We start from the raw sequence: 26,758 nt of genomic DNA on the forward strand, positions 1-26,758 counted from the left end.
GCTGGGCGGCACGGGTCCAGGATGAATGAACAAAACCCTGTAGCGTCGCCTATTCACCGCCATGGGCTTTTGAGCCTTGCTCAGAGTAGCGCGCGAGAATCCGGTCCACACTCTCTTCCCAGGAAAACGTCTCCGAGAACCTACGAACGAAATCCCGATCATAAGCGTGGAAAAGTGCTTCGGCCAGCGCCTTGGCGAACGCTTCTGGGCTCCGCTCCACCAATGTGCCCACCCGCACGTCCGTCACAATTTCGGGATTTCCCCACACATTTGTAGCGACAACGGGCGTGCCGCACGCAAGAGACTCGATCAGTACGTTCGGCCGCCCCTCTTTGCTGCTCGCAAGGCAAGTCACATCCGCTGCATTGTAATATAATCCCAGCGCCGTCTGCGGTACGTCGCCGGCCAAAACGACATCCACCGATCGACCTGACCTCTCCAAACTGGATTGAAGTTCCCTGGAACAATCTCCCTCTTCACTCGCAGCTCCGACAATGACCAAAGTCGCCCGGATGCCATAGCGCTCGTCCAACACCTTTAGTGCATCGATGAGAATGTGGTGCCCCTTGCGCTCCACGAGGTGTCCGACGGAAAGCAGCACGTTTCCCTCAAGTCGTTTTCCGCCATTCAGTCGAGCCAGCTGCAAACGGGCTTCGTCTCGATCAATGGGATAGAAGCGATCGCGATTGACGCCGTTTGGAATGACCTCGATCTTTTGTGGTGGCAGGCCGAGTTCGAGCGCCTTCTGACGCAGCGCTTCGGCCACGGCAAACACCCATCGCGCCCGCCCAAGCGCCCACAATATCTGCCGCCTTCGTCCGGGGTATTCCGAAAGGACATTCATCTCGTGCCCGCGCAGGGTGATCGAGACAGGTTTTCCAATTGCCGCACCCAGAATGACGCCGGCAACACCATCAGGAAATGCCAGATTACACTCTATGACATCGATCTCCTTCGCTCTGCTCAGGACATGAGGGAACAAGCGAAGGGCGAGAAATATCGGATCAAGGGGTTTCAGATATCTGGGAATGGAGAAGAAACGAGGATACTGGATTTCTACCCCATCGATCCTGTCCGCAGGCGGAATCCCTCGTCTGAGCCTGTATCGGCTGAGAAAGCCGGCGCCCGGGAAGTAAGTTACCGGAGCGACCACGGTAATCGTGGCTACCTTGGCCAGAGATTTCAATCGTTCGAGTACGAACACCCCGAAATTGGGCATCGTCCGGTTCGGAAGCAAGGTACTAATCGCCAGAATTCGCACGTGGCGCCTTTCGTCCGCGCGATCATCTCGCGTGGTGAACCGATACCATATCAGGTAATCTGAGTCGACGAAGCGACCGTTGGCGGTATTATTGCCTTGCTGTGAACCTGGCGAAGCTCGAGGCCCTCCAAATGCCCGCCTGCCTTGCAAAATCATCGGTAGCCGCGTGACGAAGATATTGTGGTTGTGCCCGCGGATCCCGTGGCCTCCAGAAGATGGCGCAAGCGTTGCATCGGCCACATTGATCCGTCAGCTCGGATTGCTGGGGCACCAGATAGAATTGATCTGCTTTCCCCAAACCGATCCGGTCATCACCGAACTGGAGGTTGCTGCTCGGCTTGGCACCCAAAAATGCTCGTTCATCAGACGGGGTCCGCTAACACCACGATACAAAGCCCTGGCTGCGGCGCGTCACATGATAACCCACCCGCTCGCGCCCCTGACGATGCGCGAATTCTATGAACCCAGGCTCAAGAAAGCGCTCTTCGAGGGCGTGGCTACCGATGCTGAGATCATGGTTTGCGATACACTTCACGTCTGGGGGGCCGTAAGCAACGCGCTTCCCTTCATCATCTATCGCGCCCACAACGTCGAGTCACAAATATGGAAACGGGCGTCGAAACACGCGACTAACCCAATATTGCGGATACTTCTTGCGTTTCAGGCCTGGTGCGTCTTTTCAGCGGAGCGCAGTCTCGCCCGTCGCGCCAATGCCGTGGCCACCGTTTCGGACACGGACGCAAAGTCTTTCACCGATCTGTATGGCGCCGAGCGTGTGGTGACGGTGCCGATAGGGTTCAACTTCGAAGCTCCGTTGGCGGCCAGTCCAGGCAAAACCGTCAATCTGCTGTTCGTCGGAAAACTCGATTGGCCACCCAATGCCGAGGGGTTGAGATGGTTCTTGCGTGATATATGGCCAAAAGCGGCCGCCAAACGGCCCCAGCTCAGGCTCCGGATAGTCGGCTCCGGCCGAAAGCCTGATTTCTCCCCCCTTGAGGGCGTGGAATTTCTGGGTCGGGTCACCGACCTCGTACCGCTATATCGGCAGTGCGACCTCGCGATTGTACCTGTCAGATATGGCAGCGGGACCAGAGTAAAGGCCATCGAGGCCGCCCGCTACGGACGTGCCCTGTTGAGCACTGGATTGGGAGTGGAGGGGCTGGCGCTCGACGATGCCAAGCACTATCTGCGCGCGGAATCTGCCGCCGAATGGATACAGGTCTTGACGAGGGTAACACGTCTCGAATGCGCGGAGCTCGGTGCGCGCGCCTTCCAGCATCTGCGCGAGGATTTTGACGAGCGAAATTGCGCAAAGCGGTTCGAAACTCTGTTGCCATCCAATAAAGGCTAGGCGTCTGTAGTCGAAAATTGGCCGACCAAGGGCTTCCTGACGTCCTTTCGATCGGTGGACGATGTCCTGGAGGCGGCTCATACGTACCCATTCCCCTGGTCTTTCGATGGTTCCGGCTGTGCGCGCACTCCATGACTAGCTCGATTGCAAACGTTGACCCTGCGCGACATGAACAGCAATATGCGGGTGCTCGACCGGGACAAGTTGGTGATGACGTTACGCAAGTTGCTTGTCAGCGCATTGGACCGGCCTGGAGGCAGATCAGCGCTGGCCAAGATCGCCTGCCTTTATGCAAAGAGATTGGCCGGAGCCCATTCCAGGCCAGTGCGCGTCTTTTACGATCGCCTCTCCAGCAGTTGGGGTCGGGAATACGATGGAGAACACGTCGTCGACGGCGCCAAGTTCGAGTATTATGGCGGGCATCTCATGGCACGAAACGGTGCGGCCCCTTGGCGAGAGTTGGCCCGCAAGTACTGGTTGCAGCATTTCGAGGTGCGCTCCGGTGACGTCGTGCTTGATGTGGGCGCCGAGGTCGGCACTGATACCGTTCTCTTCGACGCAGTGGTGGGATCGGGCGGTGTCGTCTTGGCTATCGAAGCTCATCCCGTAACTTTTTTGCGCCTGAAGAGAACCCTTCAGCTTTCGCATTGCCATCGAACCGTCCCCATACTTGCAGCCATCTCGGCGGTCGCGGGTCCAGTCTTTATAGAGGACGGCCCGGACAGTCTTTCGTCCACAATCTCGATGGGCTTAGAAGGTCAAGAACGACACATGGTGCCTGGTGTCACTCTTGATGCACTTTGCGAAGAACATGGCATAAAGGACGTGGCCCTTCTGAAGATGAATATTGAAGGCGCCGAAGCGCCAGCGCTGCAGGGAATGTCAAAGTGTCTGCAGAATACTCGCAATGTCGTCATCGCTTGCCACGATTTTCGCGCCGATGCGGGCGAGGGAGAACTGTATCGCACGCGCGACAAAGTCTGTGCCAAACTAACGTCACTCGGCTTCGAATTGCTTCCCAACAGCTTCAACCCCGCAGTGGATCATATCAGCGCCCGCGATCATGTCTTTGCGCGTAGACGATAAGCTCAATTCCGCGGGTCTGCCGCGACCGGCCCCATGCGTGGTCCTTGGCGCGTAGCCCGATGCAGAGCAACTCAGCATCATCAAGACTGGTTGTATTGCCAGCGATAGGAAACAAATCAATTATCGAGAAGCGGCATCGGGGTGTCACTCAAGGTCCGGAGGTAACCGATGAGTTCGGCCCGTTGCTTCTCCTCCTGCAGTCCCGGGAAACTCAAGTCTGTTCCAGGTAACAAGTCTGATCCAGGTAAAGTGAGCGGGGCTGGCGATAAACAGCCTTAATTCCTCGAAGCTCCAATCGCGACCAGCGCCCTATAGACTGGACGATATTGGACGTCGCCTTCCGAACCCCTCCGCCGCCCTGCGATACCCGATAGGTTGGCTTGTTTGGAACCTGGTCCCTGATGCTGAAAGATGACAGGCTCCGTACTAGCTGATGATTTCACGTCCCCGTCGCAAATAGGAGGCGCATGCCAAAGCAACCACCGGTCGCCTACAACCCTCGCAGTTTTTCTGCATTACGGACGCCCGAGCCGGGCGAGGTCGAAATGATCCGTCCGGTCATGGCAACAGGGGCGGGAAGGTTGAAATAGCTGAGCAGCGTCGGCGCGACATCCCGCAGCGAGACGCGCCCGGCGCCTTGACCGGATGTCGAAACGGGATCCCGAATCCAAAGGATGCCGTCAGGATGATGCATCCCGCTCTTCAATCCCTCGACCTGGTAGAAGAGCCGGAAGAAGGGTGTCGAGTGGCCGCCTGATCCCGTCAGAGGAACATCCTTCGAAAGTTGCCGGTATATGTTGCATCCGGCATGAATGTCGGTTCCGCTGCAATGCGCTTCCATGGCCGGCCCCTCGGGTAGAGAAAGCGCGCGCAGAGCTTCGGCCGCAGCTTGTGCAGATGCCTCTGTCTCGAAGCGGATGTGGAACTGTTCCGACATCACCGGCTCGACCTTGTAGGGCCCTGCTACGCCTGCAAACTCCAGCACCCGTTCAAAAACGCGAGGGCGATAATAGGTCTTGCCGCCAATCTCTTCATAAACGAGGCATGGCTGCTGACTGAGCGCCGAACACAATATCAGCACCGTTCTTCCATCGTCAGTGAGCGCCAGCGCATCACCGATCAAGCGGTCCATTTCCTTGTAGCCGAACAGAATCGCGCTCCGATATTCCGATTGCTCGATCGGATCGGGCTGAACCGTGAAAATCTCGGGATTCATGTTGCGCCAATACATGTGCTGGAAATGCGCAGTGCTGTTTATGAAGAACGTCGCGAAATCCGGCTTGTGAGCACGGTGCCAATGTTTGAAGACGTCCCACTGCAGCTTGTCGAGAATGGTCGCCCGCTTCCATCTGGCACTCGGGTTCCTACGCTCCTCAATCAACTGGCGTACGATCGATATTGCCGTGTTGGCCGACAAACCGTGTCTCAGCATGAAGCGCAGGAAGCGTAAATAGTCTCCTTTCGAGAGCGGGACACGATCATTGGTGTATTCCTGGACATTGCGCTGAACAAAGGTGAAGTAGTCCTCGAATGCACCGGCCGGATGGGGCCGCGTGCCGGTCGCCCACGGATCCGGCAAGATCGCCCCGGTTATGGGCAGGTCGTATCGCGCGTTCATGCTGCCGCAGACAAACACGCTCCGGCCGGCTTGAGAGATGAGATCCCAAATCTGCGGACTATCGAGTCTGTGTCCGTCTCCCAGATGAAAGATACCGTGCTGATCGTATGACAGTCCGCTATGAACAGTTATCCACTGAATCCATGGCTCGAGATTGGGAGCTGCCTCCTCGGCATCAGTAGTGAAAATAGAGGATGCATCGTAAAGTCGCTTAAAATTGGGAAGCTCCCCCGCCTCCATGAATCGAGAAATCAGCGTCGGACTGAGTTCGTTGAATTCAAGCAGAACGACGGCGCATTTGTCTGGCCGCACTGGCGATAGTTTGGTCGTGACGTTGTCACTGGACGGCCCCGAACGCATACAGACCTGCTCCGTAACGGATCGCCTTCTATTCGCATGCTGAGGGGGAGTGTAATCTCCTCATTTGGTCATAGCAATTGCGCCACCGCCAGAGACGTTTGCGCGGCCGCCGCATGCTCCAGGCGACAGGGGGCCGAGGACTTGTGCGGGTCCATTTGAAGAAACGCGCGTGAGCGAAATCCCAATGTAGACGCCAGTCCGACCCGCCCGATCACACCGGTGAGAGAATATTCCACAATGACATAGTAACATCCTTAATACGGCAATTCTTCATTCAAAATAGAGTTTATAAGAACTACGCGCAGTGACGATCAGCACTCGCCTTGATCGACCCATTTCGGCAACCGACCGTTGCATTCTATACGACATCTCCAGTGGTGTGCACGGCGTAATTGGGACCGCCGCCTATGCCTGAATTAGGCCAAACTTATAAATGAGAACCCCCGTGCATTTTACGGCTCCTCCCCGGATGCCTCAGTGCACGCGGTTGTCCACAGCCTAGCGGCTTGCGGTGCCGAATGGATCGCTGCAGGATATTCATCCAACTCTTAAGGCAGCTTGATTCTATCGGCTGGTACCGGCGCAGCAGCATTGGCTGGAGGCTCGCACGAGAAACGAAAGGTTGGAAATGTCACGACTTGATTTGCTCAATTCACTCATTGGGCCTGTGATATCAGTCTCCGCATCGTCCGGGCTCGGGCAAGATTTTGCTCAATATGAGCAGGCATTCACAACATACAGCGCCACCCACATGTCCGCCGACGGCACAGCGTGGGCTTCATCAAACTATTATGATAGAGCCTTCATCAACTACGTTTGGTACATGCGGACGGGAGACAAGACATATCTTGACCAAGGCAATGCGATTGCTGCCGATTACCTCAGGAATTATGTTGAGGCGAACGATTATAGTATCGCATCATGGTGGTCCATGCCTAAAGGCATCACGGCACACTATCTGATAAATGGAGACCAGGCCAGTCTAACTGCAATCGGCAAGCTGGCAGACCAAGTCGCAGGCGCATGGAACAGGGATAACAATTGGGCGAACCTTTTTGACCCCCACCTTTCCGGGGGGCGTGAGCAAGCCCGCAGTCTGGAAACCTTGACTCAGGCGATCATCATTGACGCACCCTCCGTGGGCGTCCCCAAGATGCAGGCCAATGGTGATGATTGGGGAGTGGCCGGCGGGAACGATTTCCGGGCGCTCGCTAAGTCTCTGGTCGAAAAGATTCTGACCTCAGAATTTCAGAATGCCGACGGCTCCAGGCCAAATTACATGGAAGGGGCGGCGGCCGACGGCTCGCCAATCGACAAGCCCTTCATGAACGGACTGATGAACGAGTCCCTGATCAACTATTATGAACAGGTCGATGCTGATCCACGCATCATAACCTTTGTGAAAACCAATCTAGACTACATGTGGGCGAACGAATGGGACCCCACGGCCAAGGCTTTTCAATACATCGACAAGACGTCCGTCAATGGCGTTCAAGATACTCCGACAGCCGACGTGAACATGCTGATCGTGAGCGGGTTCGGCTTTGTCTACAAGCATACTGGCGATGCTACGTATCTAGAGCGTGGCAACCAAGTCTTCGAGGGTGGCGTTGATGGCAGCTGGCTGGCAGGCTCCAAGCAATTCAATCAGCAGTATACCAGCTCCTACAACTACCTTGCCTACATTCAGGGCAAATCAGATACCTCCCTGGAGCCGAGTGCCGGCACTAGCACAGACACGGACAAGGGCATCGACACAGGCACAGGCACAGACGGCCTCGCCGGAAGCGTCGAAAAGCTCGTGCTCACGGGGAAGGGAGGCAGGGACCATCTCGTGGGTGGCGCCGGCGACGACCAATTATATGGTCAAGGCGGCAACGACAGGCTGGATGGCGGCAGCGGAAACGATACGCTTTATGGAGGTCTCGGTGCCGACGTCTTAAACGGAAACGATGGTGCCGACACGCTTCATGGTGAAGCTGGCAACGACACTCTCAAAGGAGGAGGCGGCAATGACAGGCTGAATGGCGGCGCCGGCAAAGACACTCTTGAGGGAATGGAGGGCCTCGACGTCCTGACCGGCGGGCAGGGAAATGATGTGTTCCTGTTCCGATCGACGATCGAGACCGCTAAAAACCTGCCCGATGTAATCACTGATTTCGAACACGGGATTGATCGGGTGAATCTGAGCCTCATTGACGCCAATCTGCGCGTCCAGGGCGATCAGGCGTTTTCCTTCATAGGCGACCAACAGTTTAGCGGAAAAGCAGGCGAGCTTCATTTCGTCAATCATGTGCTGTCAGGTGACGTGGATGGAGATAAGGTTGCCGATTTCGGCATCCAGATCGAAGGAAGCTCCGTGCTGACCACAGTGGACTTTGTCATCTAGCCCTCCATGCCGACCCCCAACCTGACAGCGTTGCGGCCATAGTTCCTCGAGTTCGCCGCTGTTCGACACATTCGCTCCGGCTCGCTTTCAAGCCTGAGCTGAGCATTGTCGTGCGCGGCCCCCGGTTCCTGCCTGCAACCCGATTGCGGCGGGCAGGACAACACTGCTTGACCCTAAGGCCGCTGAACATCAACATGTGATATGCGCATTTGGGCGCGTCAGGTGTATGGTGCCCAAGAACGTGTATCTGGAGCTACGATGTTCGGCCAGTCTGGCAACCAACGACTTGAAGACTCGAAGCCGCCAGACAACAAGTAGTATTCTGCTAAGTCGTTGGTCTCATTTTAGGGAGACAGGTGGACACTTCCCCAACCATGCATGACCGGACGGATGCTCTCATGGTGGGAGCACTCACCATGCTACGGCGGCGATATGCGCTTATTATTATTCCACTTCTGCTCTTTCTTCCGTTCAGCTACGCGATCGCATCATTTTGGCCTGGCAATTATGCTGCCCGCACCCTTCTTCTGGTTCAGCAGACGAAGAGCACCAATCCACTCTCGACGGATCAAGGGTCAACCTTCCCTTTGTTAAGCGAAAGGATTGATGGGCTTCGCGCGCTCCTGTTCAGCGAACATGTTCTGGGAAATGTCGTCGACGACCAGTTTGGTACAGCGATCGGCGAAAATGAAAAGCGGTTACGCATACAAGAGCTTCGGCGATCCTTGTGGCTCGAACCTATCGGCAACGAGTTTCTCCAGATCACCTATACCGGCAAAATGGCCCAAGGCCTCGGTGTCAGACTGGAAATAGTTCTGATCAGATTCACTGAAGCACTGATGCGTCAAGGTGGCCGAAATGTCGGCGACCTTTTGTTGGAACGACGCGCAAGGGAACTCAATGACGCAAAGCGGGCAGTTGACCAACTTGCCGCGCAACGCGACACGGTTCCGATCACCCAACGTGGCGAATTTGAAAAGAAGTTATCCAGTGCCACGCTGAAGCTGGACGCCGCTCAAACCGTATATGACGAATATCAACGCCAGCTTGGCAGCTCGGCACCTGGTCCAGGCGTGGATCTGGTGAACTCTGCATCCAGCATGATAGTCGTCGATCCGCCGAGTGATCCCCAGTTTCCCTCGATGTCAAAGCTGTACAAGCTTGCGATCATCTTTGGCGCAGGCGTGCTCTTTTCATTCGGATTGGCTTTCGCCGCGGAGATGATGGACCCCTACGTAAGGGATCGTCGGTCCATCGCAAAGATCACTGGATTGAATTTCGTCGCCACTATCGGAAGAATCGACCAAACGCGCGATGGACGGCCATGAACAGGCGATTGCTCTACGCCGCACTTGCGCTAGGTTTCTCTTCGGTCTTCACGCACGCTCAGAACGCCACACCAGTTCAATCACGAGTAACCACTCAGGTATTGAGCAAGGCAGATCGGCTTCTAGTCCGCCTTCTTGGCTATCCCGAACTGAGTGGCGAATATCGCATAGGCCCCGAAGGGGACATAACCATGGCGGTTATCGGCCGGGTCAATGTATCGGGTCTGGATGCCGCGTCGCTTGAAAAGCTGTTGTCGGACAGGGTAACTGAAATTACCGGCAAGCCCGGCAAAGCGACCGTGGAAGTCATTGCATACAAGCCCGTTTTTGTGACCGGCCTCGTCGAGAATTCGGGCGCGGTCCCCTGGCAGCCCGGCCTGACCGTGTTGCAGGCAGTGGCCCTGGCTGGTGGTTTGGTACAGCCAACTTCGAAACTGAATGACGAACCCGGGTCGGTCGAGCGCAGTGATGCCGAGTACCGCAAACTTCTCGACGACCAGATACGAAGCGTTGCCACGATTGCTCGCCTCAAATCGGAACGCGCCCATGCTCCGGCCATTGCCATTCCCGACATCCTGACAAAGCTTGCAGGCAAAGATGCAGCGCAAGATCTCATCCAGCGCGAACAACTCGTGCTTAGTTCCCGAATGGGCTCACTGGATGCACAACTGGCCGCGAACGCTCGCGCCAAAACAGCAGCCAACGACGAACTCCACCGCCTCCAGGAACAACGAACTCTTTTGGACGGGCAGATAGAACAGCAGCGTAGCACTGCGGCCGAAATGAACGATCTGCAAAAGCGCGGAGTCGTACGGGCTGAAACGGCCCGTGAAGCCGCTTTCCGACTTTCTGACATCGAGGAGAAGCGCACGAATACACTCGTTGCCATCGCCCGCGTTCAGTCCCTGATTTTTTCTTTGGAGAGTGGAGAGACGGTTATAAAGTCAGACAGCTCTTCCAGGTTGGATCTAGACATTTCCCGCCTCGAGCAGAAGATCTTCCAGAATTCCATCGAACTGGAAATATGGCGGTCGGATACCGTGAAGCAAAGCGAGTTCTTGATCCGCTACCAGATAGTTCGCAATGGCGGCGTAATCACGCCGGACGCGAAATTTTATTCAGAGCTTCTTCCCAAGGATGTACTGGTCGTTGGAGATGATGGATCGTCAACCCCGAGCGCGGTGGGTGACAAATGACACGACACGAGCTGGCCTTTGCAGATCTGCCGCCATCGTCAGAAGCAACCAAGCCCAGATGGCTCGTGGAACTCGAACTGCTGGCGCTTGGGATCGCCGCCAACCACCAGCGCGTGATCGCTCTGTCCGCCCCAAGCCCGAATTCCGGGGTAACGACCATTTCCCGCGCGCTGGCCAATGTGTTTGCACAGTCGGGATTGACGACCCTTATCATCGATTGGACTGGACCCCTCAGTTACACAAACAGGTATACACTGCAAGATCGGCTTCGGAACTATGATTACGGGTCCCTCCGCCCACCAAACTGCGCGATCCTCAGATTGGCGACAGTCGGCATCGTGCCGGATGTCGGACAACTGATTGAGGTGCTCGAGAGCAGCGCGTTGAAGTTTGACAGGTTGGTCTTCGATCTACCTCCCCTGACGGGTGTGCAGCTTGGGCAAATGAACCCGCTTCGTGCAGCCGCGTCAGCCGACGCATTCTTTTTGATATGCACCAGACATCGTGAAAAACGCAGAGTCTTGTTCAATGCGGTCGAAAGTGCCTTCAAGGCAAGCGTGCCAATCAGCGGCCTGATCATGAACGACGTCCATCACAGCTATATCGGCAATGAAGTTGTTCGTTGGGCAAACAGGTATCTGCGTTGGGTCCCTCCGATCAAGAATTCCATGGTGCGATTGGGAAAATCAGTGAAAGAACTTGAAGAGGGGACGGATTAGCCTTTTCCATTTTTCGAAACCCAACCACAGCAGCAGGGGAAATAGCGCGACGTCACTTCGATTTCATGTGGTCAATGCCGATGACTTCAGGGCTCGCCAGATCGCGCTTGTTCACCCAATTGCAGCTAAGCGAGAAGGCGCTGCTGTTGACTGCCTTGCAGCCACCGCAGCACCTGAGAGTACATCTGTTTCGTGGACGGCTATTGGGGCGATACGATACGTCAAATGACATTCGCGCTTCTCAACCCAGACAGACGACGGCTTCACTAGCGTTAGTAGATCTTGCGTGGTGGCCGGCTCCTCACCGGGCTATCACGGGGACCTTGGAGAAAAATCGGACGTTTTCCAACCGGAGGGGCGGGCCTGTTCGGGACGTGACCGGTTGACCAAAAACACCGCCTGAGGACGCCCAGCGTACAACACTAATGCTAGCTCGAACGACTCTAGTTCCAGGCCTGCCGTAGCGGATGGCCGCCGCGATAGACGCTCGCCTTTTATTTCGAGACAATGCCTTCCATGCGTTCCGCGCGGCAAATAGCTCAGCACGGGTACCGTTGAATGCCTAACTGAACTGGATAGGAACATCGGGCCGATGAATTCCGACCAGGTGCTGCAACCTGGCGCGTCGGTCCTGGCTGCAACTCCTTACCGTCGAGACTGAGCAGATCGAAGGCGTAAAAACACGAGGCTCGCGCTTTCCCAACGAATCACGCTGACCAGCCTTTTGAAGGCGGAACGGCCGGTCTCATCCTGCACAACCATCTCGCCGTCGAGGACGGCAGCATCACGCCTGATCTAGGCGCGGGCACCAGCCAGCACTGCCGCTTATTTCATCGACCAGTCGTGACCGTTGCGGGGTGAAGGCGCTTACTTCGGTGCCAGCTATATGTATCTGGGTCCTATAGCCGTCATATCTGATTTCATCCGTCCAGGCGCGTCGCCCCGGGTGGCTTGTTGACCAGTGTCGGGATGCAGGGTGGTATGAACGCAGATCGCCCCTGATCTCTCATCGACCACCTGTTGCTAAAGCGGCCCGCTTGGGTTTACCAAGTCGGGCCGCCTGCATTGCGTGGTGGGGTGGGCATGGCAGCCGACGCAATACTCAACTCTTGAATTTACGCTCTGCTTCGACGTCGCACCTCACCGTGCAAGCCTAATGTTGCTCTCGCGGGGGTTGCGGGCAATAGCCCATTGGATCAGGGTGTCGTAGCCAATTCGTAACACAAGGCAGGCGAAGCGCTGTGGCTTAACGCCCCGACGGTGGAGGCGCTTCAGCTGCCCGTCCTCGTAGGGTCAAACGAGACATACCGGCCTCTTGTGCGCAGGCCGACCGACGGCTTTAGCAACCGCGGCATCCCGCGCCTGAAAATATGGCCAAGCCGCTTCCAGTCCGTAAATCAGGCCTTCGCAGTACATTATACTGGCCGAACCAAAAGCTTCCGCATGCCTGCTTTATGGTGACGAGCTCAGGCGACCCGTCGATGACTTAGGGGAGTCTATACTGCTCAGCTTAGCCTATGACTGCTTGCCGCTCCTGGAGATATTCCACGCAGCTCCGCTCGGACCAACCAAATACAACAGACCGCCGAATGCGGATGCCATGGTGGATAGCGCAACATATCTTGCCAGCGACAATAGCCCCCAACTGCCGGGCGCCAGCAGAACAAAACCGCAGGCCACGACAATTCCCGTCGCCAGCATTGGATTTCCCGCCGCAATCCAGATCAAGCCAGACGCAAATGCCGCGATGAATGCGTATGGGGCAATCGACCTTATGGCTTTTCCCGATATGAACATGAAAGCTGTCCGGCCTCTTCGAGGATCTGCTAGCCCAGCGAGCATCACGAGTTGCTGAATGTTGCCGGCCCCCAGCCTGATCCGCCTGCGGATGTCCTGGACCGACCGGGACACTTCCAATTCCTCAATACGAATTTCGGAGGCATAGACTGCTTGGGCGCCGGTGGCGACAATCTTCATTGGAAGCACGAAATCGTCGTTTATCGTGTCACTCGCTAGCTTGGTCCACAGACTTCTTCGGACAAGATAGAAGGCTCCATGGGCCCCCATGACCGATCCAAACGCCGATTCAAGTCGTTTTACGTTGGTCTGATAACGCCAGTACGCCCTTTCAGCGAATGATGAGCCGGCGCTGAGGTGATACGAACCACAAACGACACCTATACGTTTATCACCGAAATAGCATGCGGCCGATATCAGTGCGTCTGCATCCAACAATGAAGACGTGTCGGACAATGCAATTATCTCTGCCGTTGACTTCCCAATAAGTTCGTTAATCACCGCGACTTTTCCGATATTCTGCCGGTATACCGCGACAGAAACCCGCTTGTGATCTGCCTTTTGCTCAGACATCACTGCGGTAAGAACCTGCTCCGTTCTATCGCTGCAGCCATCGAGCGCTATGGTGACGGTGAGGTCGCCCGGGTATTCCAAAGCAAATAGATTTCTTACCTTGTCAGCAATTACCTCCTGCTCATTGTGGGCAGGCACAATTAATTCCATAGCTGGGAAAACGACGGGCCTATCCATTTCCCTGCGGGTGCTTGGTTTTATCCGCGTTAAAATCCAGAGTATTGTTGGATACAAAACGAAATGGTACACTAACAGCCCGATCGACACGAAGAAGACAGTTGCCATCGCCAGGATTTCTCCCTGTGCCAGCGCCTGACTGCATTTTCCAAAGTCCTAACCACCCGAACCCAAGCGGCCGCGCTCACTGCAGAGCCCGTGTCAGGCCGTTATGGCTACTCTGAAACGGCGGGACTGTCGACCAACTCCTAGCGCTCTAACCCGATGAAGACATGCTCAAGTCCACGAGGCCACTGTAACCGGGAACAGCCTGGCTCCGGAGGCCCAGGCCCCAACGAATGTCGAAGGCACGGTTTGGTTGCAAGAATGCGCCCTCCCATATAGGGTTCTCGAGCGGCCCAGAAGGATGATCGTGTACTTTGTACAGCCGGCCAGCCGAACCTTTGAAAGCAGCTCGAACGGTCGTCGCATTATGGCGAGGGCTGTTGTTTCCCGCAAAATGCAAACTGCTTGGCAGGCGCTTCTCAGCGGGCCGAAATCTGAAGATCTTTGGCCGCCTTCACCTCAAGGGCCCTGGCAAGGTGGTCCTTGGAGACAATGTCGTCATCGATCGATTGGTTACGCCCTGGACTTACAGTTCGGAGGCTCAGATTACGATAGGAAGCGACACCTATCTGAATGGCACGCGCTTCGGATGCAAACAGTCCATCTCGATTGGCCGCCTCGGAATTTTAGGCGACGCGTCGATTTCCGACACAGATTTCCATAGCACCCATGTCGACCGCCACAGCCAACTTGCCAGTGTCCGAACGGCACCCGTGGCGATCGAGGAGAATGTATGGGTTGCCTCGGCGGTCGGAATCTTGCCGGGAACCCGTATCGGGACAAACTCGGTCGTTGGCTACGGAGCGGTGTGCGCGGGCGTCTACCCGGCAAACTCGATCATCGTGGGCAATCCAGCCAAAGTCGTAAAGGCTGTTCCGGGCACTCAGGAGACTGAAAACTAGCTGGTCGCGCCTATTCGGCGAAGGCCCAATGATGCCGAGAGTGGGCTAATCAGAAACAGCAGGTCGCCGGCGCGAATGGATGAAAAGCACCCTCAGTGTTCGGCAAAGACCCCCGATGAGATCGGGCGTCTCGACCGCGCTCTGATCAGTGGCGTTGCCTGGACTGGCGGCTCACGCTGGCTTGCGCAGATTTACACGTGGCCGGCAACTGTCGTTATTGCACGTGTCCTTGGGCCCGAGGCGTATGGCTTCATGGCCGTTTCGACTATTTTCACCCGCTTCTTATCGGTCATAGCCGAGGCTGGCCTCGGTTATGCGATCATCATGTCTCCAGACGTCAGCCGATCCACGATCAGGCAACTGAATACAGTTGCCGTATTGCTGGGATGCGCTGCCGTCGTCATGGCAATGGCGCTATCGCCCTATGTCGCTGCCTTTTTTGGAGAGGAAGCCGTCCGAACGGTTATCTTGGCGCTCAGCGTCATTTTCGTCATAGAGGCGCTCGCTATTGTTCCGGTTGCGGTCCTCAGGCGAGAGTTCCGTTACAAGGAGCTGGCGATATCTGAATTTTCAAGGTCGATTTCCGATACGACGATTACTCTATGCCTCGCGGTGGCCGGCTTTGGATACTGGGCATTGGTATGCGGTTATCTCGGCGGTGCAATGATCTCCTTGTTCATAACGGCCTATTTCGGCCGCCAAGGGTATGAATTGCCGCGCGCAGCGCAAGTCCGACCGTTCATGGTTTTTGGATTGAATTTTGTCTCCCAGGGCATTTCGTCATTGATCTGCTCGTCTGCCGACATCGCTGTAGCCGGGCGGTTACTCGGCGCAAGCACGACAGGCCAATATGTCTTTGCATTGACATTGGCGGCCACCCCCTTGGAGAAAATCACGTCGCTGGTAACGCGGGTAACACCCGGACTGTTTTTGGAAGTCCGTCAGGATCCCGATAGCCTGAAGCGATATCTGACCTCGATAACGCGCCATCTCGCCCTGGCTGCCTTCCCACTATTGTTTGGCCTCGCGGCAATTGCGAACGAGTTCTTTCACATCGTCATGGGGCCTTCCTGGGCGGGTGCGGTCTGGCCAATGCGGCTCCTGTGCGCGCATGTGGCAATCGCATCCGTTTTTGCGCTCCTGCCGCAGATTCTTCAGGCATGTGGCCGTCCAGGCATTCCAACGCGCCAGGCATGGATCGCTGCTGTCGTTCTGCCGCTTCTGTTTATCATTTTCGGCTCGGCATGGGGCGCCGTCGGTATCGCGGCCGGCTGGCTGGTCGGTGCCTTGGTGATAAATGCGCCGCTCCTCGTTGCAACATTGCGGGTGGCGCACACTTCTCTGCTTGAATACGTATCCAGCATGTGGCCAGCAGCCTCCGCCTCGGCGCTCATGATCGTGACGGTCCAACTGACAAGAAGCGTAATCGCTTCGTTCGACATATGGCCTCCCTTGCAACTCCTAGCCATGATTGCGGTCGGTGCGGCGACCTATATCCTGGTATTGCTGGTGTTCCACCGACAGGTCGTAAACCAGATGACCGGCTACTGGCGGGGCAAGCGCCTCGAACTGGAGCAGAAATGACGGCGCAATCGACATGGCTCGCAACAATATCATTCATGGTTTTGTGCGGAGCTGCGTTGGCAATCTCCGGAAACCTGGCCGTTCCGCTTCTCGGTATTTCCGCGCTGCTCGGCGGCATCGTCCTGATTTATCTGGCGGCGTATTATCCCTTTGCATTGGCAATCACCTTTGCCGCCTCGAGCATGTTCCGAATCCATGAAGCGCTTCTGATGCTGAGCCCGCTGAGGCTTCCCCTCATATTGGCCGCTATTACCGCGGTCTCGCTGCTCTGGCATCTGGTCAAGGGCAACCTACGGCCTGAGTGGACGTCGCAGATTGTATGGTTCGTCCTCTTTTTCGGACTGGTGTCGTTTGGCGTGCCACTCGCCGCCAGTCCCTCGGCGGCCTTCTCTGCCTGGGTGGACAGTTTCTCCAAGATTTTCGTTATGACGCTTTCGGTAGCTTGGCTGGTCCGCAATCCGCACGAATTCCGATCAGCTGCACGAGCCATTGCACTCTTCGGCCTTGTGGTCGCGCTAGTCGCACTCCGCAACAAGGCAATAGGCGTCGAGTTGGTGGAAGACGGACGCGTAACGATCGGGCGGTCATACGGTTCGATCCTCGGCGACCCTAACGATCTCGCATTCATGTTGTTGCCCGCACTCGGATTTGCGGCATCGTTGGCTTTTACGGCGCACAGCAGGCTGGAGCGGTTCATATTTGCAGGTGCGGGGTTGCTGGTCTTGCTTGCGATCACATACACCAGAAGCCGGGGCGGCCTTGTAGGGTGCTTCGCCCTCGGGGCGGTTCTTGCCTACGCGACGATGCGATCAAGGAGCCTGGCCACCGTCGCCGTCGTGGTCCTTGTCGTCACGCTCTATATCGGAATGGGTCTAGGCAGCCGACTGACCGCCGGTTCCGTCAACGGAAAACTGGACGAGTCTGCTGCGGGACGGATCGCGATGTGGTCGTTGGCCACCCGCGTGGGCCTTGAACATCCCGTCATAGGCATCGGACTGGCCAATTTCGAGAGAGAGGCCTACAGGTCCTCGGGCAAGTGGAAGGCGGTTCACAACACGTGGCTGAGTGTCCTGGCCGAGTCCGGGATTGTTGGACTGGGCCTGTTTCTCGGAATGGTGTCCGCCACCGTTTACACGCTTCTCGCCGCACTGCGGTCCCTCCCTCTGGAAAATCACATCCACCGCTGCATGGCACTGGGGTTGCTTTCAAGTTTTGCAGGTTTATGTGGGGCAGGTTCGTTTCTGAGCCACGGCTTTAGCTGGCCGATCTATGTCCTGGTTGGCCTCACCGCCGCCCTCAATTCCGCAATCAGGTCTCCTGTCGCTAAACAGCCGCGGCCCCAGACCCCGGTTCGACAAAACCCTAAATACGATCAGGGGGTATCCACCGCTGTAAGCTATCCCCCGCCAAAGGCACGCTAGCCGGCAATCAATGAAGCGACAGCCAGGTGTCCAACTGGAGTATGCTGAACAGGCGCTGCGTGTGATCGCGAACCCCACTTTGATGTTCTCTGAACAGACGGCGAACCCCCAAAGGTTTCAAAACACCAAGATCCAGGAGCGCCGGGCTCGTTTCGAGGGCAGCTATCTTTGGTGCCAAGGTTGTCGTGAGCCAGTGCGCCAACGGCAACGAAAACCCCCGCTTTGGCCGCATGAACAACTCAGGAGGAAGATGCCGGGCCAAAAGATCCCGCAATATCCGCTTGCCGCCGAAACCATCCATCAGAAAGTGGTCCGGAAGAGATAGGGCAAACTTCATGACATCCTGATCAAGAAGGGGAGCTCGCGCTTCGAGGCCGTGCGCCATCGTTGCCACGTCGATCTTCGGCCCCAGATCGTCGGCGAGGTAAGTCTCGATGTCGGTGAACCGCATCTTACGGAGCGCACTGCCTTCGGCCCTTGAATAGCAACCGGAAAGCAGTTGGGCTGCTGCAGTGTGCATGCGCCGATGTTCGAGAAGGTCGCCTGCATACAGGAAGTCAGCATCCGCCTCGCTAACGAATGATCGCAGAGCAGCGAACCCGTTCGCGGGGGGCAGCTCGAGAACCGCAAGAGCTCTCGAGGCCTGGCCTATCCTGCGATTTGAAGACCAGTTTGACGCAAGTCTCGCCATTCTGGCGCCGGTGCTCGTCGCAACCTGAGGCATCTTGGAACTCAATTGGGTCAGCCGGCTCGCGTTGGCATACCACTCGTAGCCTGCGAAACCTTCGTCTCCACCATCCCCGCCAAGCGCTACGGTAATGTGGGGACGAGCCATCCTTGCAATCGCCGAGAGTGCCAAAGCGGAGGCGTCGGCATAGGGCTCGCCAAAATGGCTGCTCATTTCCGGCATGATGTCGAGCAGGCTCGCGTGTGCCTCAAGAGTGTGGTGTGATGCGCCTAGGTGACGCGCCACTGAAATAGCCGATGCGCTTTCGTCAAAGGCTGATCTCTTGAACCCAACGCAAAATGTCTGAATCTTCGACTTCGATTGTCGGATGCAGAGTGCCGTGATCAGGCTTGAATCGACGCCCCCGCTCAGAAAGACGCCGATGGGAACATCGCTTCGGAGCCGAATGGCAACGGCCTGCTCCAGTCTCTCCTCGAGTTCGTCTTTTGCATCCTCATAAGTGCCCTGATAGGGCTCGCCAGATTTGGCGAGATCCCAATACCTGTGAACCTGGACGGCTCCCCCATGTGCTTTTGCAAAGCTTGCCGCAGGCAGTCGGGAGATGCCCTTGTAGATCGTGAATGGAGCGGGGATGTAGCCGAGTGAGAGATAGAGATCCAACGCCTCAAGGTTGATACCGGTGTCGACTGGGGCCTCTCGTCTGAGAGCGTCAAGCGACGAACAGAAATACATGCAATCATTGGAAATCGTGTAAAAAAGCGGCTTCTTTCCAATCCGATCCCGGGCGAGGATGGCAGTGCCGGTCAGGTCGTTCCATAAGGCGAACGCAAACATTCCTCTTAAACAATCAAGACCGTTCTCCTCCTTGCGCGACATAATTTGCATAAGCACTTCGGTGTCCGATTTGCTTTTGCAATGAACCCCCTGGCTTGCAAGATCCTCCCGGAGTTCGAGGTAGTTGTAGATTTCACCGTTGAAAACAATTCCAACCCGCAATGTCTCATCGACCATCGGCTGACGACCACCGTCACTCGTGTCGATCACCGCGAGCCTTCGATGAGCAAAAACGGCTCGACCCGATGGAGACGTCCACAGCCCAGAGCCATCGGGGCCCCGATGGGCAATGCGGGCCGACATTGCAGAAACCACCGCAGGATCGGGCCTGCGGTCCGCCGTCAGGGCTATGCCGCCCGCAATGCCACACATGTTTGACCCCAGCGTTGGAGCTGCAAAAGAGATGCTATCTCACAAGATCATGATACAAACGCTCGTACTTCCCTACCATCGCCTCCAGAGAGAAGTTCTCCGTAGTCCAGGCGCGTCCATCTGCTGCCAGCCTCTCACCCAGAGCTGCATTCAACAAGATGGAAGCTATCGCCTCAGCCAGCGCATGAGTGTCGCCCGAAGGGACGAGGAGACCGCATCGGCCGCTGTCAAGCAGCGCGCAATTGCCACCTACATTGGTTGCGACGACCGGTGTACCCGAGGCCAATGCCTCGAGGATGCTGACTGACGTCCCTTCACAGAGAGATGAAAGAGCGAAGACGTCGAGATCACGGTAAAGAGCTGAGGTGTCGGCGATTTCTCCGATGAAGTGAATGATGTCGCCTAGTCCTGTGACGCGAGCTTGATTTTCGAGGTCTCGCCGGAGTGGACCGTCGCCGATAATGGCGAGATGTGCATCCGGGCATAATGTTGAAACTCTCGCAAAAGCAGTAATCAAGCCGCTGTGGTTCTTCACAGGATCCAGCCGTGCGATGCACCCGACCAATGGGGCTGTGCCTGAAATGCCCAGCCGGCGTCGCAAACTGCCTGCCGCCGTCCCAGGAGCAAAACGGACGGTATCTATGCCGTTGGGCAGTACCCGTATTTTGGCAGGCGGTACTTTGGTCGAGGCAATGAGGTGGTGCCTCAAGGGCTCGGATACAGCTGCTATATGGTCGGTGTAGCGAGACGCCCACCACCGCAGTCCATCGTAGTACCGCGGCTCACCCAAGGCAAAACCATGCAGCGTGTTGACGACGGCTGGAACCTTGGCGGCTCGGGCCGCCACTGCCGCCTTGTTCCAAACGCCATTATGGGTGTGGACCACGTCAGGCGAACGCCTTGCGAAGTGCGATTTCAGGAGAGGATCTGGAAGGAAGTTTGATCTTACCCCAGGACACGACACCAACGTAGTCTCGATTGCGGCGTCACGGAGCTTTTGTGCGAGCGGGCCGTCTTCGCTCTGCAGACATGTAACGCCGACGACATGGTCCCGCCTTGCAAGCTCCACGGCCAGGTTGCAAGTAATGGTCTCCATGCCTCCCAATTCAAGAGTTGGAAGTACCATCTCGACCCTGAGCCGCGATTGGCTGCGGGCCTGGTTCAAGCCGGTCTTGGCCACAGGCGCTCTCGAAGAGTTCTGATCTCTCAGAATGCCCCAGCGCGTTTTGCAAATCCATATCGTTTCCGACGCAGGCGGACTAATCGGCTGACAGCTGGAAGAACGCATGCCTCCCCCACCATTAAAGGCCAATGTCTGTCGATCCAATGGGCTATATTGACCGGAGCGCGGTAAAAAGAGTTCACTTGGCATTCCATGCCACGGCCTTCTCCAGAACACTTGGATGGCCCCCAAAGAGGGATGCGCTTGCAAGTTCCCGCTGGTCTCGCGACTGAATGCGACAAGTCGGCAAAGAGACGACAAGGTCGTGCGCTCCGCGCTCAGCGCGACAGCTTTGATCGTGACGAGGCTCAGGTCCTCAGCGGGATTTGCGTATGAAAGACCTCTGGCCCACTCAGGTGCGGGCGGCGCGGTGGTTACTCATTGGGCTATTTGTCTGCGAGCTATCCGCCATCTTGTGGTTCGCCCTGCTCGGAGAACAGGCGCAGACACAACTTCAAGGCTTGATGGGGATCAACGATCTCGTCATACACGTGATTGCTTTCTTCGTTGCCTCCACAACGGCTTTCATAATTTGGGCTCCCCCACAACCGGCACTGTTCCTCGCCCTGGCAGCCGGTGGCATTGAGATTGCACAGTTTTTCCTTCCCGAGCGTCAGCCTTCGATCTTAGATTTTACAGCCTCGAGCCTGGGCATCGTTGCGGGCGCTATTACCTATCTGGTCTGGCGGAAGCTTGGCGGTCCAATTGTGCTCGCCCCCTGACGTGCCTGGTGTCGCTGAAATGATCGGGTAAGGTTCCGCCACGACGCTTGTTCGCGCCGGGTAGCCCGCTATTGGTCCTCAGCCAACTGAAGCTGTCGACTTTCGCTTTCGATCACCGCAACCGGTTGCGATCTCTTTACCTCACCGACGTGGGACAGCCTCATTCCTATCGCAATTGGAATAAGCGGAACGGAATTGTGCAGTCCTCAGTATTTTGGTGCGTCCCGGTCAATGATACAACCGCAGTTTGTGCCCCGCCAAGCTGAGATTTGCACAGCGCGCTTACGTAAAGCACCATTCCTTGCACCAAAGTTTCGGGGGAAAGTACAACTCTGCCGAGGATTTCGTCTGGCAGCTCTGCTTTTTACCGACTATTATAAAATCGACCATCAGTTGCGTCTTATAAGGCAATGCAAAGTTCGCATATACGCCAGTGCTCGGCTCATTGGATCGTGATGATCCACCATCTACGGTGACCGGACGGCCCGCAATGATTTACATACTCATCTTTGCGATTGTCGGTGAAGTAGCTACGCTGATGCTCCTCGCCCCGTTCTACGGCTTCGTTTATGCGTTTCTCGCGGCGCCATTTGGTGGTGCTCTGCTTGCCCTCATTGCAGGGCTGTATCTGAATGTTAGGGACCGACGTCTTCGCTCGACGACCCGGCGTCGTGTAAGCGATCATTCAGCATCCAACACTCCGGCCGTCTGAATCTCAAGCCGCCTGAATCTCAATTCAGGTAATGCAGGCCCCGCACCGACCGTGCGAGCTAGTGCATGCGGCAACTGTAATCCTTTTGATTAAATTGACTCTTTTTTCGCCTCGAATTCTAGTGTAGGCGCGACGACCTCCTGGGAGGGGAGCGGGTTGGAACGAATTTGCGCCGAGTTTTGAAGTAGACATTACCATTGGCGCATGTTGGGGAAGACTCATGAGAGTGCAAATTCCTAATTTGCTCGCCGGTCAAAATCAGCTTCTGTTTCCCCGGCGTGTCAGACTTGACTATTATTGGGCTAAGCGGGCCATTGATATTGTCGTCGTCATTCTGGGTGCCCCTGCAGCCCTTCTGGTGATCGGCGCTTGTTGCCTCGCAATATTCCTCAAGATGGGACGCCCAGTGTTCTTCGTCCAGGATCGGACAGGGCTGGGAGGCCGCGTCTTCAAGATGTACAAGCTGCGCACCATGAATCCGCGATCGTCCAGCGGCGGTGAGGCTACATCAAAAGATGACCCTCGAGTAACGCCCCTCGGTCGATTCCTGCGCAGGTCGCATTTCGATGAGCTGCCGCAATTGTGGAACATCCTGAAGGGCGAGATGACCCTCATTGGGCCTCGGCCTGAGCAACCGCAACTTGTTGCGGCATACCGCTCGTCCCTTTCGGACTATGATCTCAGGCACACTGTCGTCCCTGGCCTCACTGGATGCGCGCAGGTGTATTACGGCTACGCTTCGGATTTGAGAGAGACGCAGGCCAAGCTATCTTACGACTTGTACTATGTGCACAATATCGGCCCGGCTCTCGACTTCCAGATCGCTCTGCGAACTTTCCGGGTCTACTCTGACCCGCATTATGTGCGCTAATTGTCGAGGCTATGAAGGTTGTTCATTCGAGGAGGGACTGAGAAGCCGGGGTTGCGAAGCCAACCAACCTTCACTCCCTGAATCAACTCCCATAAGAATGCGCGTCTGAGGCCGTGAGGTCGAGTGCTTTTGGTGCAACGAATTGAACAGGGCTGGAGCGTGCGGCGTGCTGCCGGTTCGGCCGAGGTTTCGAAACGGACCTACTATTGCTGGCTCGGCCGCTCGGGCCGGCGACCGTGCTCTGCACGATCGCAGCTCAGCGCCGCACCGCTGCCGGCATCGGCTGGCAGCCATGCAGGTGTCGCGGATCGAGCAGTTGCGGCGCCAGCGCATGACCGGGCCGGCGATTGTGCGGTCCTTGGGCCTGGCGCGCTCGACGGTGGGCCTTGTGCTGCGCCGGCTGGGGCTGCACCGGCTGGCCTGGCTCGATCCCCGGCTCCCCGGTGCTGCGCTACCAACGGCAACGACCGGGCGAACTGATCCATGTCGACATCAAGACCCTGGGCCGCATCGACGGCGTTGGCCACCGGATCACGGGCCAGCACCAGGGGCATCATCGCTCCCGAGGCATCGGCTACGAACACGTGCACGTCGCCATCGACGATGTCTCGCGCCTCGCCTATGTCGAACTGCTGCCAAGCCTGGGCCGGGAAGATGCCACCGGGATCCTCAACCGAGCACTGGCCTGGTACGCCAGGCTGGGCGCCAAGGTTGAACGGGTGATGACCGACAACGGCTCGGCGTATCGCTCCAAACTGTTCGCCCAGGCGCTCGGCAACGCCCTTCGATTGAGCGATGGGCGCACCACGGACGCCCGAACACTTTCCAACAGTCAGTCAGTTCGGAGGCTGTTCCGGCATGGCGTCGGGTTGAATGATGCGCGTTAGCAAGCAACCACGCAAGCGTAGTCGTGCCTGGCGTCAGCCACCTCAGCGATGGCGCCTATCGTCAGTTGATTTCCGCGACAACCGTCCCCGACACTGGGTCCGTCACGCCGAGGTCGCCGCCGAGATCCTCGAGCGTGTCGCGAAAAGTGTCGAGAAGGCCTATCATCGATGGCCGCGCTGCAGCGAGACTATCCATGTCGGCCCACTCGCCGAGCATGCAGAACGTGCGCTCACTCGTCTTGATCAAGGCTCCCTTGCGAAAGCCCTTGGCGTTCAGCGAAATTTTCTCATGCGCTTCCACGAAGGCCTGTTCCTTACCTGGCTTAGTGCGGAAACGAACGATGTTGTAGGCAGTCATAGCTTCCTCCATTGGTTCGCAGTCATGGGCTAGGGACGAGCTTCCAAAACCATGTTGAACGGCGTCTCCGTTGCGCGGCGGAAGCGCTTGAAACCGCCACTGGTCACGACTTTGCGCAGCCGCGCTTCGCCGGCCTGGGCTCCAAGCCCGAACCCTACTTCCTGCGACAGTGAGGCCGGCGTGCACACAAAGGTGGAGGCGGCATAATAGACGCGCCCCACGGGATTGAGGTTGGCGCTCAGGTGATCATGCGCGAACGGTTCAACGATCATCCAGGTGCCGTCGGGTCTCAGGGCATCATGAACGTGTTTGGCGGCACCGGCCGGGTCGCCCATGTCGTGAAGGCAGTCAAAGAACGCAACGAAGTCGTAGGTGCCTGGAAAGGTCTTGGCGGCTGCGACTTCAAAGCGCGTGTTGGCGCTGACGCCTGCCTCCTCGGCGGCCTTTCTTGCACGCTCAATCGAAGGCTCGTGATAGTCGAAACCGGTAAAGCGAGAATTCGGAAAAGCCCGCGCCATCAGCACAGTTGACGCACCGTGGCCGCACCCTACATCCGCGACCTCGGCGCCGCGCTCGAGTTTTGCCACGATACCGTCGAGAGCAGGGAGCCAGGAGTCGATCAGATTGGCATTGTAGCCTGGACGGAAGAACCGCTCCGTGCCGCGAAACAGGCAAGCACTGTGCTCATGCCAGGCAACGCCCTTGCCAGACTTGAACGCGTTGCGGACCTTCTCCTCATCGAGCCAGAGCGTCGACAGAACCTCGAATGCACCCGCCATGAAGGCTGGGCTGTCCTCGTCAGCGAAAACAAGTTCCTGCTCGGCGTTGAGATAGAAGCGGTCGGTGCCCTCGTCATAGTCGATATAGCCGGCAGCCGCCTGTCCAGACAGCCATTCCCTGACCAAGCGCTCTTGGGTACCGGTGCCCTTGGCAAGCTCGCTCGCCGTCATCTTTCCGCCCTCACGCAAGGTCTTGAACAGGCCAAGCCTGTCGCCAAGCAGTACGCCTGCGCCAGTGGCGATCGCCCCGAGATCGCCGACCATCTTTCCCAGGAATGCGTCCAGTTTTGCCTGACCAGCGTCCGTCATCGAATCTCCCTTCGAGCTCGATCCTTGCCGCCACTGGCCGTCATGCTGACCAGGCAACATCGATCGGCTTGGCAACGTCCAAATTGCGGCAGCTGTTGAAGTTTACTTGAACGCACGGGCGGTCGATAATGCCAAATTGTCATCGAAACGATGCAGACGGCACATCGCGGAGGCTCATCATGGAGATGCACGAGATCCGTTATTTCCTCGCCGCTTCCCACACGCTTAACTTTCATCGCGCCGCCGAACTCGTTCATGTCGGCCAGCCAGCGCTGACGCGGGCAATCCAAAAGCTGGAAGCCGAACTCGGGGGTTATCTATTTCATCGGGAAAAGACCCGGGTCCGGCTGACCGATTTCGGCTGCCTGATGCGGACCCACCTGGACGAGGTGTTCCAGCGCTCCGAAACGGCGAAAAGGACGGCAAGAAGCTTCCTGTCCCTGGAAGCCGCGGCACTGACACTGGGCGTCATGTGCACGATCGGCCCGCTACGCTTCGTCAGCTTCCTCAACGACTTTCGCAATCGTCATCCGGGCATCGAAGTGACAGTGATCGAAGGCACAGCGAACGATCTGACCGACCTTTTGAAAGAAGGCGCGCTGGATATTGCTCTTTTGGCGAGGCCTGAGCCGTTCGACCACGGGCTGAAGGCGGAATGCGTCTACCGCGAGAGCTTCGGCCTGGCCTTTTCGACCGGCCATCCGTTTGAGATGCGCAACACGCTTCATCTTAGCGACGTCCAGGGTGAGACCTATCTGGAGCGCATCAACTGCGAGTACGGCGATCATATAGACGGGCTTTGCCGAAACATCGGCTTCGATATTCAAAGCGCCTTTCGCAGCGAGCGCGAGGACTGGATCTTGGCGATGATTGCTGCTGGCATGGGCATCTGCTTCATCGCGGAGTATTCCACCGGCCATCCAGGGGTCTGCTATAGGCCCGTTGTCGACCCTGAAGTCATACGCGAGGTGTCGTTGGTATCGGTGGCCGATCGCTCGCATTCACCTGCTGCCACGGCTTTTGTTGCGGCAGTGCGAGAGCACGACTGGCAACGGCTCAGTACTGATGCCTGAGGCTGGATGGCTGTGTCTCAACAGGTCAAAGACGCCGAGAGCGGTGACCGGCTCAAGCACTTTC

The 26,758-nt window shown here is 56.9% G+C and carries 22 protein-coding genes; 15 read left to right on the plus strand and 7 right to left on the minus strand.

Annotation, left to right across the window (positions count from 1 at the left end; all coding sequences use genetic code 11):
• Window positions 1-49 precede the first annotated feature (49 nt).
• Window positions 50-1,501 carry a glycosyltransferase gene (locus DY201_RS25360; protein ID WP_115734098.1) on the minus strand — a complete coding sequence of 484 codons (1,452 nt, stop codon included), beginning with the start codon at window positions 1,499-1,501 and terminating at the stop codon, window positions 50-52.
• Window position 1,502: 1 nt separating this feature from the next.
• Between DY201_RS25360 and DY201_RS25365 the strand changes: the two genes are divergently transcribed.
• Together DY201_RS25365 and DY201_RS25370 are read left to right on the plus strand one after the other, a co-directional pair.
• Window positions 1,503-2,612 carry a glycosyltransferase gene (locus tag DY201_RS25365; RefSeq protein ID WP_115734099.1) on the plus strand — a complete coding sequence of 370 codons (1,110 nt, stop codon included), beginning with the start codon at window positions 1,503-1,505 and terminating at the stop codon, window positions 2,610-2,612.
• 153 nt (window positions 2,613-2,765) lie between these two features.
• Window positions 2,766-3,698, plus strand: a complete 933-nt coding sequence (locus DY201_RS25370; protein WP_131922503.1) for an FkbM family methyltransferase — start codon at window positions 2,766-2,768, stop codon at window positions 3,696-3,698.
• Window positions 3,699-4,188: 490 nt separating this feature from the next.
• Here the strand turns inward: DY201_RS25370 and DY201_RS25375 are convergent, their stop codons facing one another.
• Window positions 4,189-5,676 (minus strand): alkaline phosphatase family protein, encoded by a 1,488-nt coding sequence (locus DY201_RS25375; protein ID WP_115734101.1) that lies wholly within the window; start codon window positions 5,674-5,676, stop codon window positions 4,189-4,191.
• Between the two features lie 628 nt (window positions 5,677-6,304).
• Between DY201_RS25375 and DY201_RS29705 the strand changes: the two genes are divergently transcribed.
• The 4 genes from DY201_RS29705 (at window position 6,305) to DY201_RS25395 (ending at window position 11,308) form a co-directional block, all read left to right on the plus strand.
• Window positions 6,305-8,065 carry a calcium-binding protein gene (locus tag DY201_RS29705; RefSeq protein ID WP_115734102.1) on the plus strand — a complete coding sequence of 587 codons (1,761 nt, stop codon included), beginning with the start codon at window positions 6,305-6,307 and terminating at the stop codon, window positions 8,063-8,065.
• A 398-nt stretch (window positions 8,066-8,463) separates the two neighbouring features.
• Complete coding sequence (locus DY201_RS25385; protein ID WP_131922506.1) at window positions 8,464-9,393, plus strand: hypothetical protein; 930 nt, start codon at window positions 8,464-8,466, stop codon at window positions 9,391-9,393.
• Entirely contained in the window at window positions 9,390-10,589 is a 1,200-nt protein-coding gene (locus DY201_RS25390; RefSeq protein WP_115734104.1) for a polysaccharide biosynthesis/export family protein, read from the plus strand. The genes DY201_RS25385 and DY201_RS25390 overlap by 4 nt, the downstream gene beginning before the upstream one ends.
• Window positions 10,586-11,308: a tyrosine-protein kinase family protein gene (locus DY201_RS25395; protein ID WP_131922508.1), complete on the plus strand. Its 723-nt coding sequence runs from the start codon at window positions 10,586-10,588 to the stop codon at window positions 11,306-11,308. Before DY201_RS25390 ends, DY201_RS25395 begins: the two co-directional genes overlap by 4 nt.
• A gap of 1,515 nt (window positions 11,309-12,823) precedes the next feature.
• Here the strand turns inward: DY201_RS25395 and DY201_RS25400 are convergent.
• On the minus strand, window positions 12,824-13,963 hold the full coding sequence (locus DY201_RS25400; protein WP_115734106.1) for a glycosyltransferase family 2 protein: 1,140 nt from the start codon (window positions 13,961-13,963) through the stop codon (window positions 12,824-12,826).
• Window positions 13,964-14,340: 377 nt separating this feature from the next.
• Between DY201_RS25400 and DY201_RS25405 the strand changes: the two genes are divergently transcribed.
• From DY201_RS25405 to DY201_RS25415, 3 genes are all read left to right on the plus strand, one after another.
• Complete coding sequence (locus DY201_RS25405; RefSeq protein ID WP_165916128.1) at window positions 14,341-14,862, plus strand: acyltransferase; 522 nt, start codon at window positions 14,341-14,343, stop codon at window positions 14,860-14,862.
• Between the two features lie 75 nt (window positions 14,863-14,937).
• Entirely contained in the window at window positions 14,938-16,446 is a 1,509-nt protein-coding gene (locus DY201_RS25410) for a lipopolysaccharide biosynthesis protein (protein ID WP_115734108.1), read from the plus strand.
• Complete coding sequence (locus DY201_RS25415; protein ID WP_165916129.1) at window positions 16,443-17,867, plus strand: O-antigen ligase family protein; 1,425 nt, start codon at window positions 16,443-16,445, stop codon at window positions 17,865-17,867. Before DY201_RS25410 ends, DY201_RS25415 begins: the two co-directional genes overlap by 4 nt.
• A gap of 7 nt (window positions 17,868-17,874) precedes the next feature.
• Here the strand turns inward: DY201_RS25415 and asnB are convergent, their stop codons facing one another.
• Together asnB and DY201_RS25425 are read right to left on the minus strand one after the other, a co-directional pair.
• A complete protein-coding gene (asnB, locus tag DY201_RS25420; protein WP_115734110.1) occupies window positions 17,875-19,761 on the minus strand; it encodes an asparagine synthase (glutamine-hydrolyzing) in 1,887 nt (628 codons plus the stop codon).
• 34 nt (window positions 19,762-19,795) lie between these two features.
• Window positions 19,796-20,941 carry a glycosyltransferase gene (locus tag DY201_RS25425; RefSeq protein ID WP_165916130.1) on the minus strand — a complete coding sequence of 382 codons (1,146 nt, stop codon included), beginning with the start codon at window positions 20,939-20,941 and terminating at the stop codon, window positions 19,796-19,798.
• A gap of 374 nt (window positions 20,942-21,315) precedes the next feature.
• Between DY201_RS25425 and DY201_RS25430 the strand changes: the two genes are divergently transcribed.
• From DY201_RS25430 to DY201_RS25445, 5 genes are all read left to right on the plus strand, one after another.
• Window positions 21,316-21,705, plus strand: coding sequence for a VanZ family protein (locus DY201_RS25430; RefSeq protein ID WP_115734112.1), 390 nt, complete (start codon window positions 21,316-21,318; stop codon window positions 21,703-21,705).
• Between the two features lie 490 nt (window positions 21,706-22,195).
• Complete coding sequence (locus tag DY201_RS28825; protein ID WP_131922510.1) at window positions 22,196-22,417, plus strand: hypothetical protein; 222 nt, start codon at window positions 22,196-22,198, stop codon at window positions 22,415-22,417.
• Between the two features lie 220 nt (window positions 22,418-22,637).
• Window positions 22,638-23,288, plus strand: coding sequence for a sugar transferase (locus tag DY201_RS25435; protein ID WP_115734113.1), 651 nt, complete (start codon window positions 22,638-22,640; stop codon window positions 23,286-23,288).
• A 123-nt stretch (window positions 23,289-23,411) separates the two neighbouring features.
• The gene (locus DY201_RS29880) at window positions 23,412-23,768 is read left to right on the plus strand and encodes a hypothetical protein (protein WP_115734114.1); all 357 of its coding nucleotides are present in this window, start codon (window positions 23,412-23,414) and stop codon (window positions 23,766-23,768) included.
• Window positions 23,732-24,175, plus strand: coding sequence for a DDE-type integrase/transposase/recombinase (locus DY201_RS25445; protein WP_165916132.1), 444 nt, complete (start codon window positions 23,732-23,734; stop codon window positions 24,173-24,175). The genes DY201_RS29880 and DY201_RS25445 overlap by 37 nt, the downstream gene beginning before the upstream one ends.
• 61 nt (window positions 24,176-24,236) lie before the next feature.
• Here DY201_RS25445 and DY201_RS25450 read toward each other — a convergent pair whose 3' ends face one another.
• Together DY201_RS25450 and DY201_RS25455 are read right to left on the minus strand one after the other, a co-directional pair.
• Window positions 24,237-24,533, minus strand: coding sequence for an antibiotic biosynthesis monooxygenase (locus tag DY201_RS25450; RefSeq protein WP_115734312.1), 297 nt, complete (start codon window positions 24,531-24,533; stop codon window positions 24,237-24,239).
• Window positions 24,534-24,562: 29 nt separating this feature from the next.
• Window positions 24,563-25,621 carry a class I SAM-dependent methyltransferase gene (locus tag DY201_RS25455; RefSeq protein WP_115734116.1) on the minus strand — a complete coding sequence of 353 codons (1,059 nt, stop codon included), beginning with the start codon at window positions 25,619-25,621 and terminating at the stop codon, window positions 24,563-24,565.
• 179 nt (window positions 25,622-25,800) lie between these two features.
• On the opposite strand from DY201_RS25455, the gene DY201_RS25460 reads away from it, so the two are divergent.
• Complete coding sequence (locus tag DY201_RS25460) at window positions 25,801-26,694, plus strand: LysR family transcriptional regulator (protein WP_115734117.1); 894 nt, start codon at window positions 25,801-25,803, stop codon at window positions 26,692-26,694.
• Window positions 26,695-26,758 lie beyond the last annotated feature (64 nt).

Source organism: Aminobacter aminovorans (assembly GCF_900445235.1).
Lineage (GTDB): Bacteria > Pseudomonadota > Alphaproteobacteria > Rhizobiales > Rhizobiaceae > Aminobacter > Aminobacter aminovorans.

Excerpts from the sequence above, each read along its gene's own strand:
- DY201_RS25375 (WP_115734101.1), bottom strand. The coding sequence starts at position 5,676 with ATGCGTTCGGGGCCGTCCAGTGACAACGTCACGACCAAACTATCGCCA.
- DY201_RS29705 (WP_115734102.1), top strand. The coding sequence starts at position 6,305 with ATGTCACGACTTGATTTGCTCAATTCACTCATTGGGCCTGTGATATCA.
- DY201_RS25385 (WP_131922506.1), top strand. The coding sequence starts at position 8,464 with ATGGTGGGAGCACTCACCATGCTACGGCGGCGATATGCGCTTATTATT.
- DY201_RS25390 (WP_115734104.1), top strand. The coding sequence starts at position 9,390 with ATGAACAGGCGATTGCTCTACGCCGCACTTGCGCTAGGTTTCTCTTCG.
- DY201_RS25395 (WP_131922508.1), top strand. The coding sequence starts at position 10,586 with ATGACACGACACGAGCTGGCCTTTGCAGATCTGCCGCCATCGTCAGAA.
- DY201_RS25400 (WP_115734106.1), bottom strand. The coding sequence starts at position 13,963 with ATGGCAACTGTCTTCTTCGTGTCGATCGGGCTGTTAGTGTACCATTTC.
- DY201_RS25410 (WP_115734108.1), top strand. The coding sequence starts at position 14,938 with ATGGATGAAAAGCACCCTCAGTGTTCGGCAAAGACCCCCGATGAGATC.
- DY201_RS25415 (WP_165916129.1), top strand. The coding sequence starts at position 16,443 with ATGACGGCGCAATCGACATGGCTCGCAACAATATCATTCATGGTTTTG.
- asnB (WP_115734110.1), bottom strand. The coding sequence starts at position 19,761 with ATGTGTGGCATTGCGGGCGGCATAGCCCTGACGGCGGACCGCAGGCCC.
- DY201_RS25430 (WP_115734112.1), top strand. The coding sequence starts at position 21,316 with ATGAAAGACCTCTGGCCCACTCAGGTGCGGGCGGCGCGGTGGTTACTC.
- DY201_RS28825 (WP_131922510.1), top strand. The coding sequence starts at position 22,196 with ATGATTTACATACTCATCTTTGCGATTGTCGGTGAAGTAGCTACGCTG.
- DY201_RS25435 (WP_115734113.1), top strand. The coding sequence starts at position 22,638 with ATGAGAGTGCAAATTCCTAATTTGCTCGCCGGTCAAAATCAGCTTCTG.
- DY201_RS25450 (WP_115734312.1), bottom strand. The coding sequence starts at position 24,533 with ATGACTGCCTACAACATCGTTCGTTTCCGCACTAAGCCAGGTAAGGAA.
- DY201_RS25455 (WP_115734116.1), bottom strand. The coding sequence starts at position 25,621 with ATGACGGACGCTGGTCAGGCAAAACTGGACGCATTCCTGGGAAAGATG.
- DY201_RS25460 (WP_115734117.1), top strand. The coding sequence starts at position 25,801 with ATGGAGATGCACGAGATCCGTTATTTCCTCGCCGCTTCCCACACGCTT.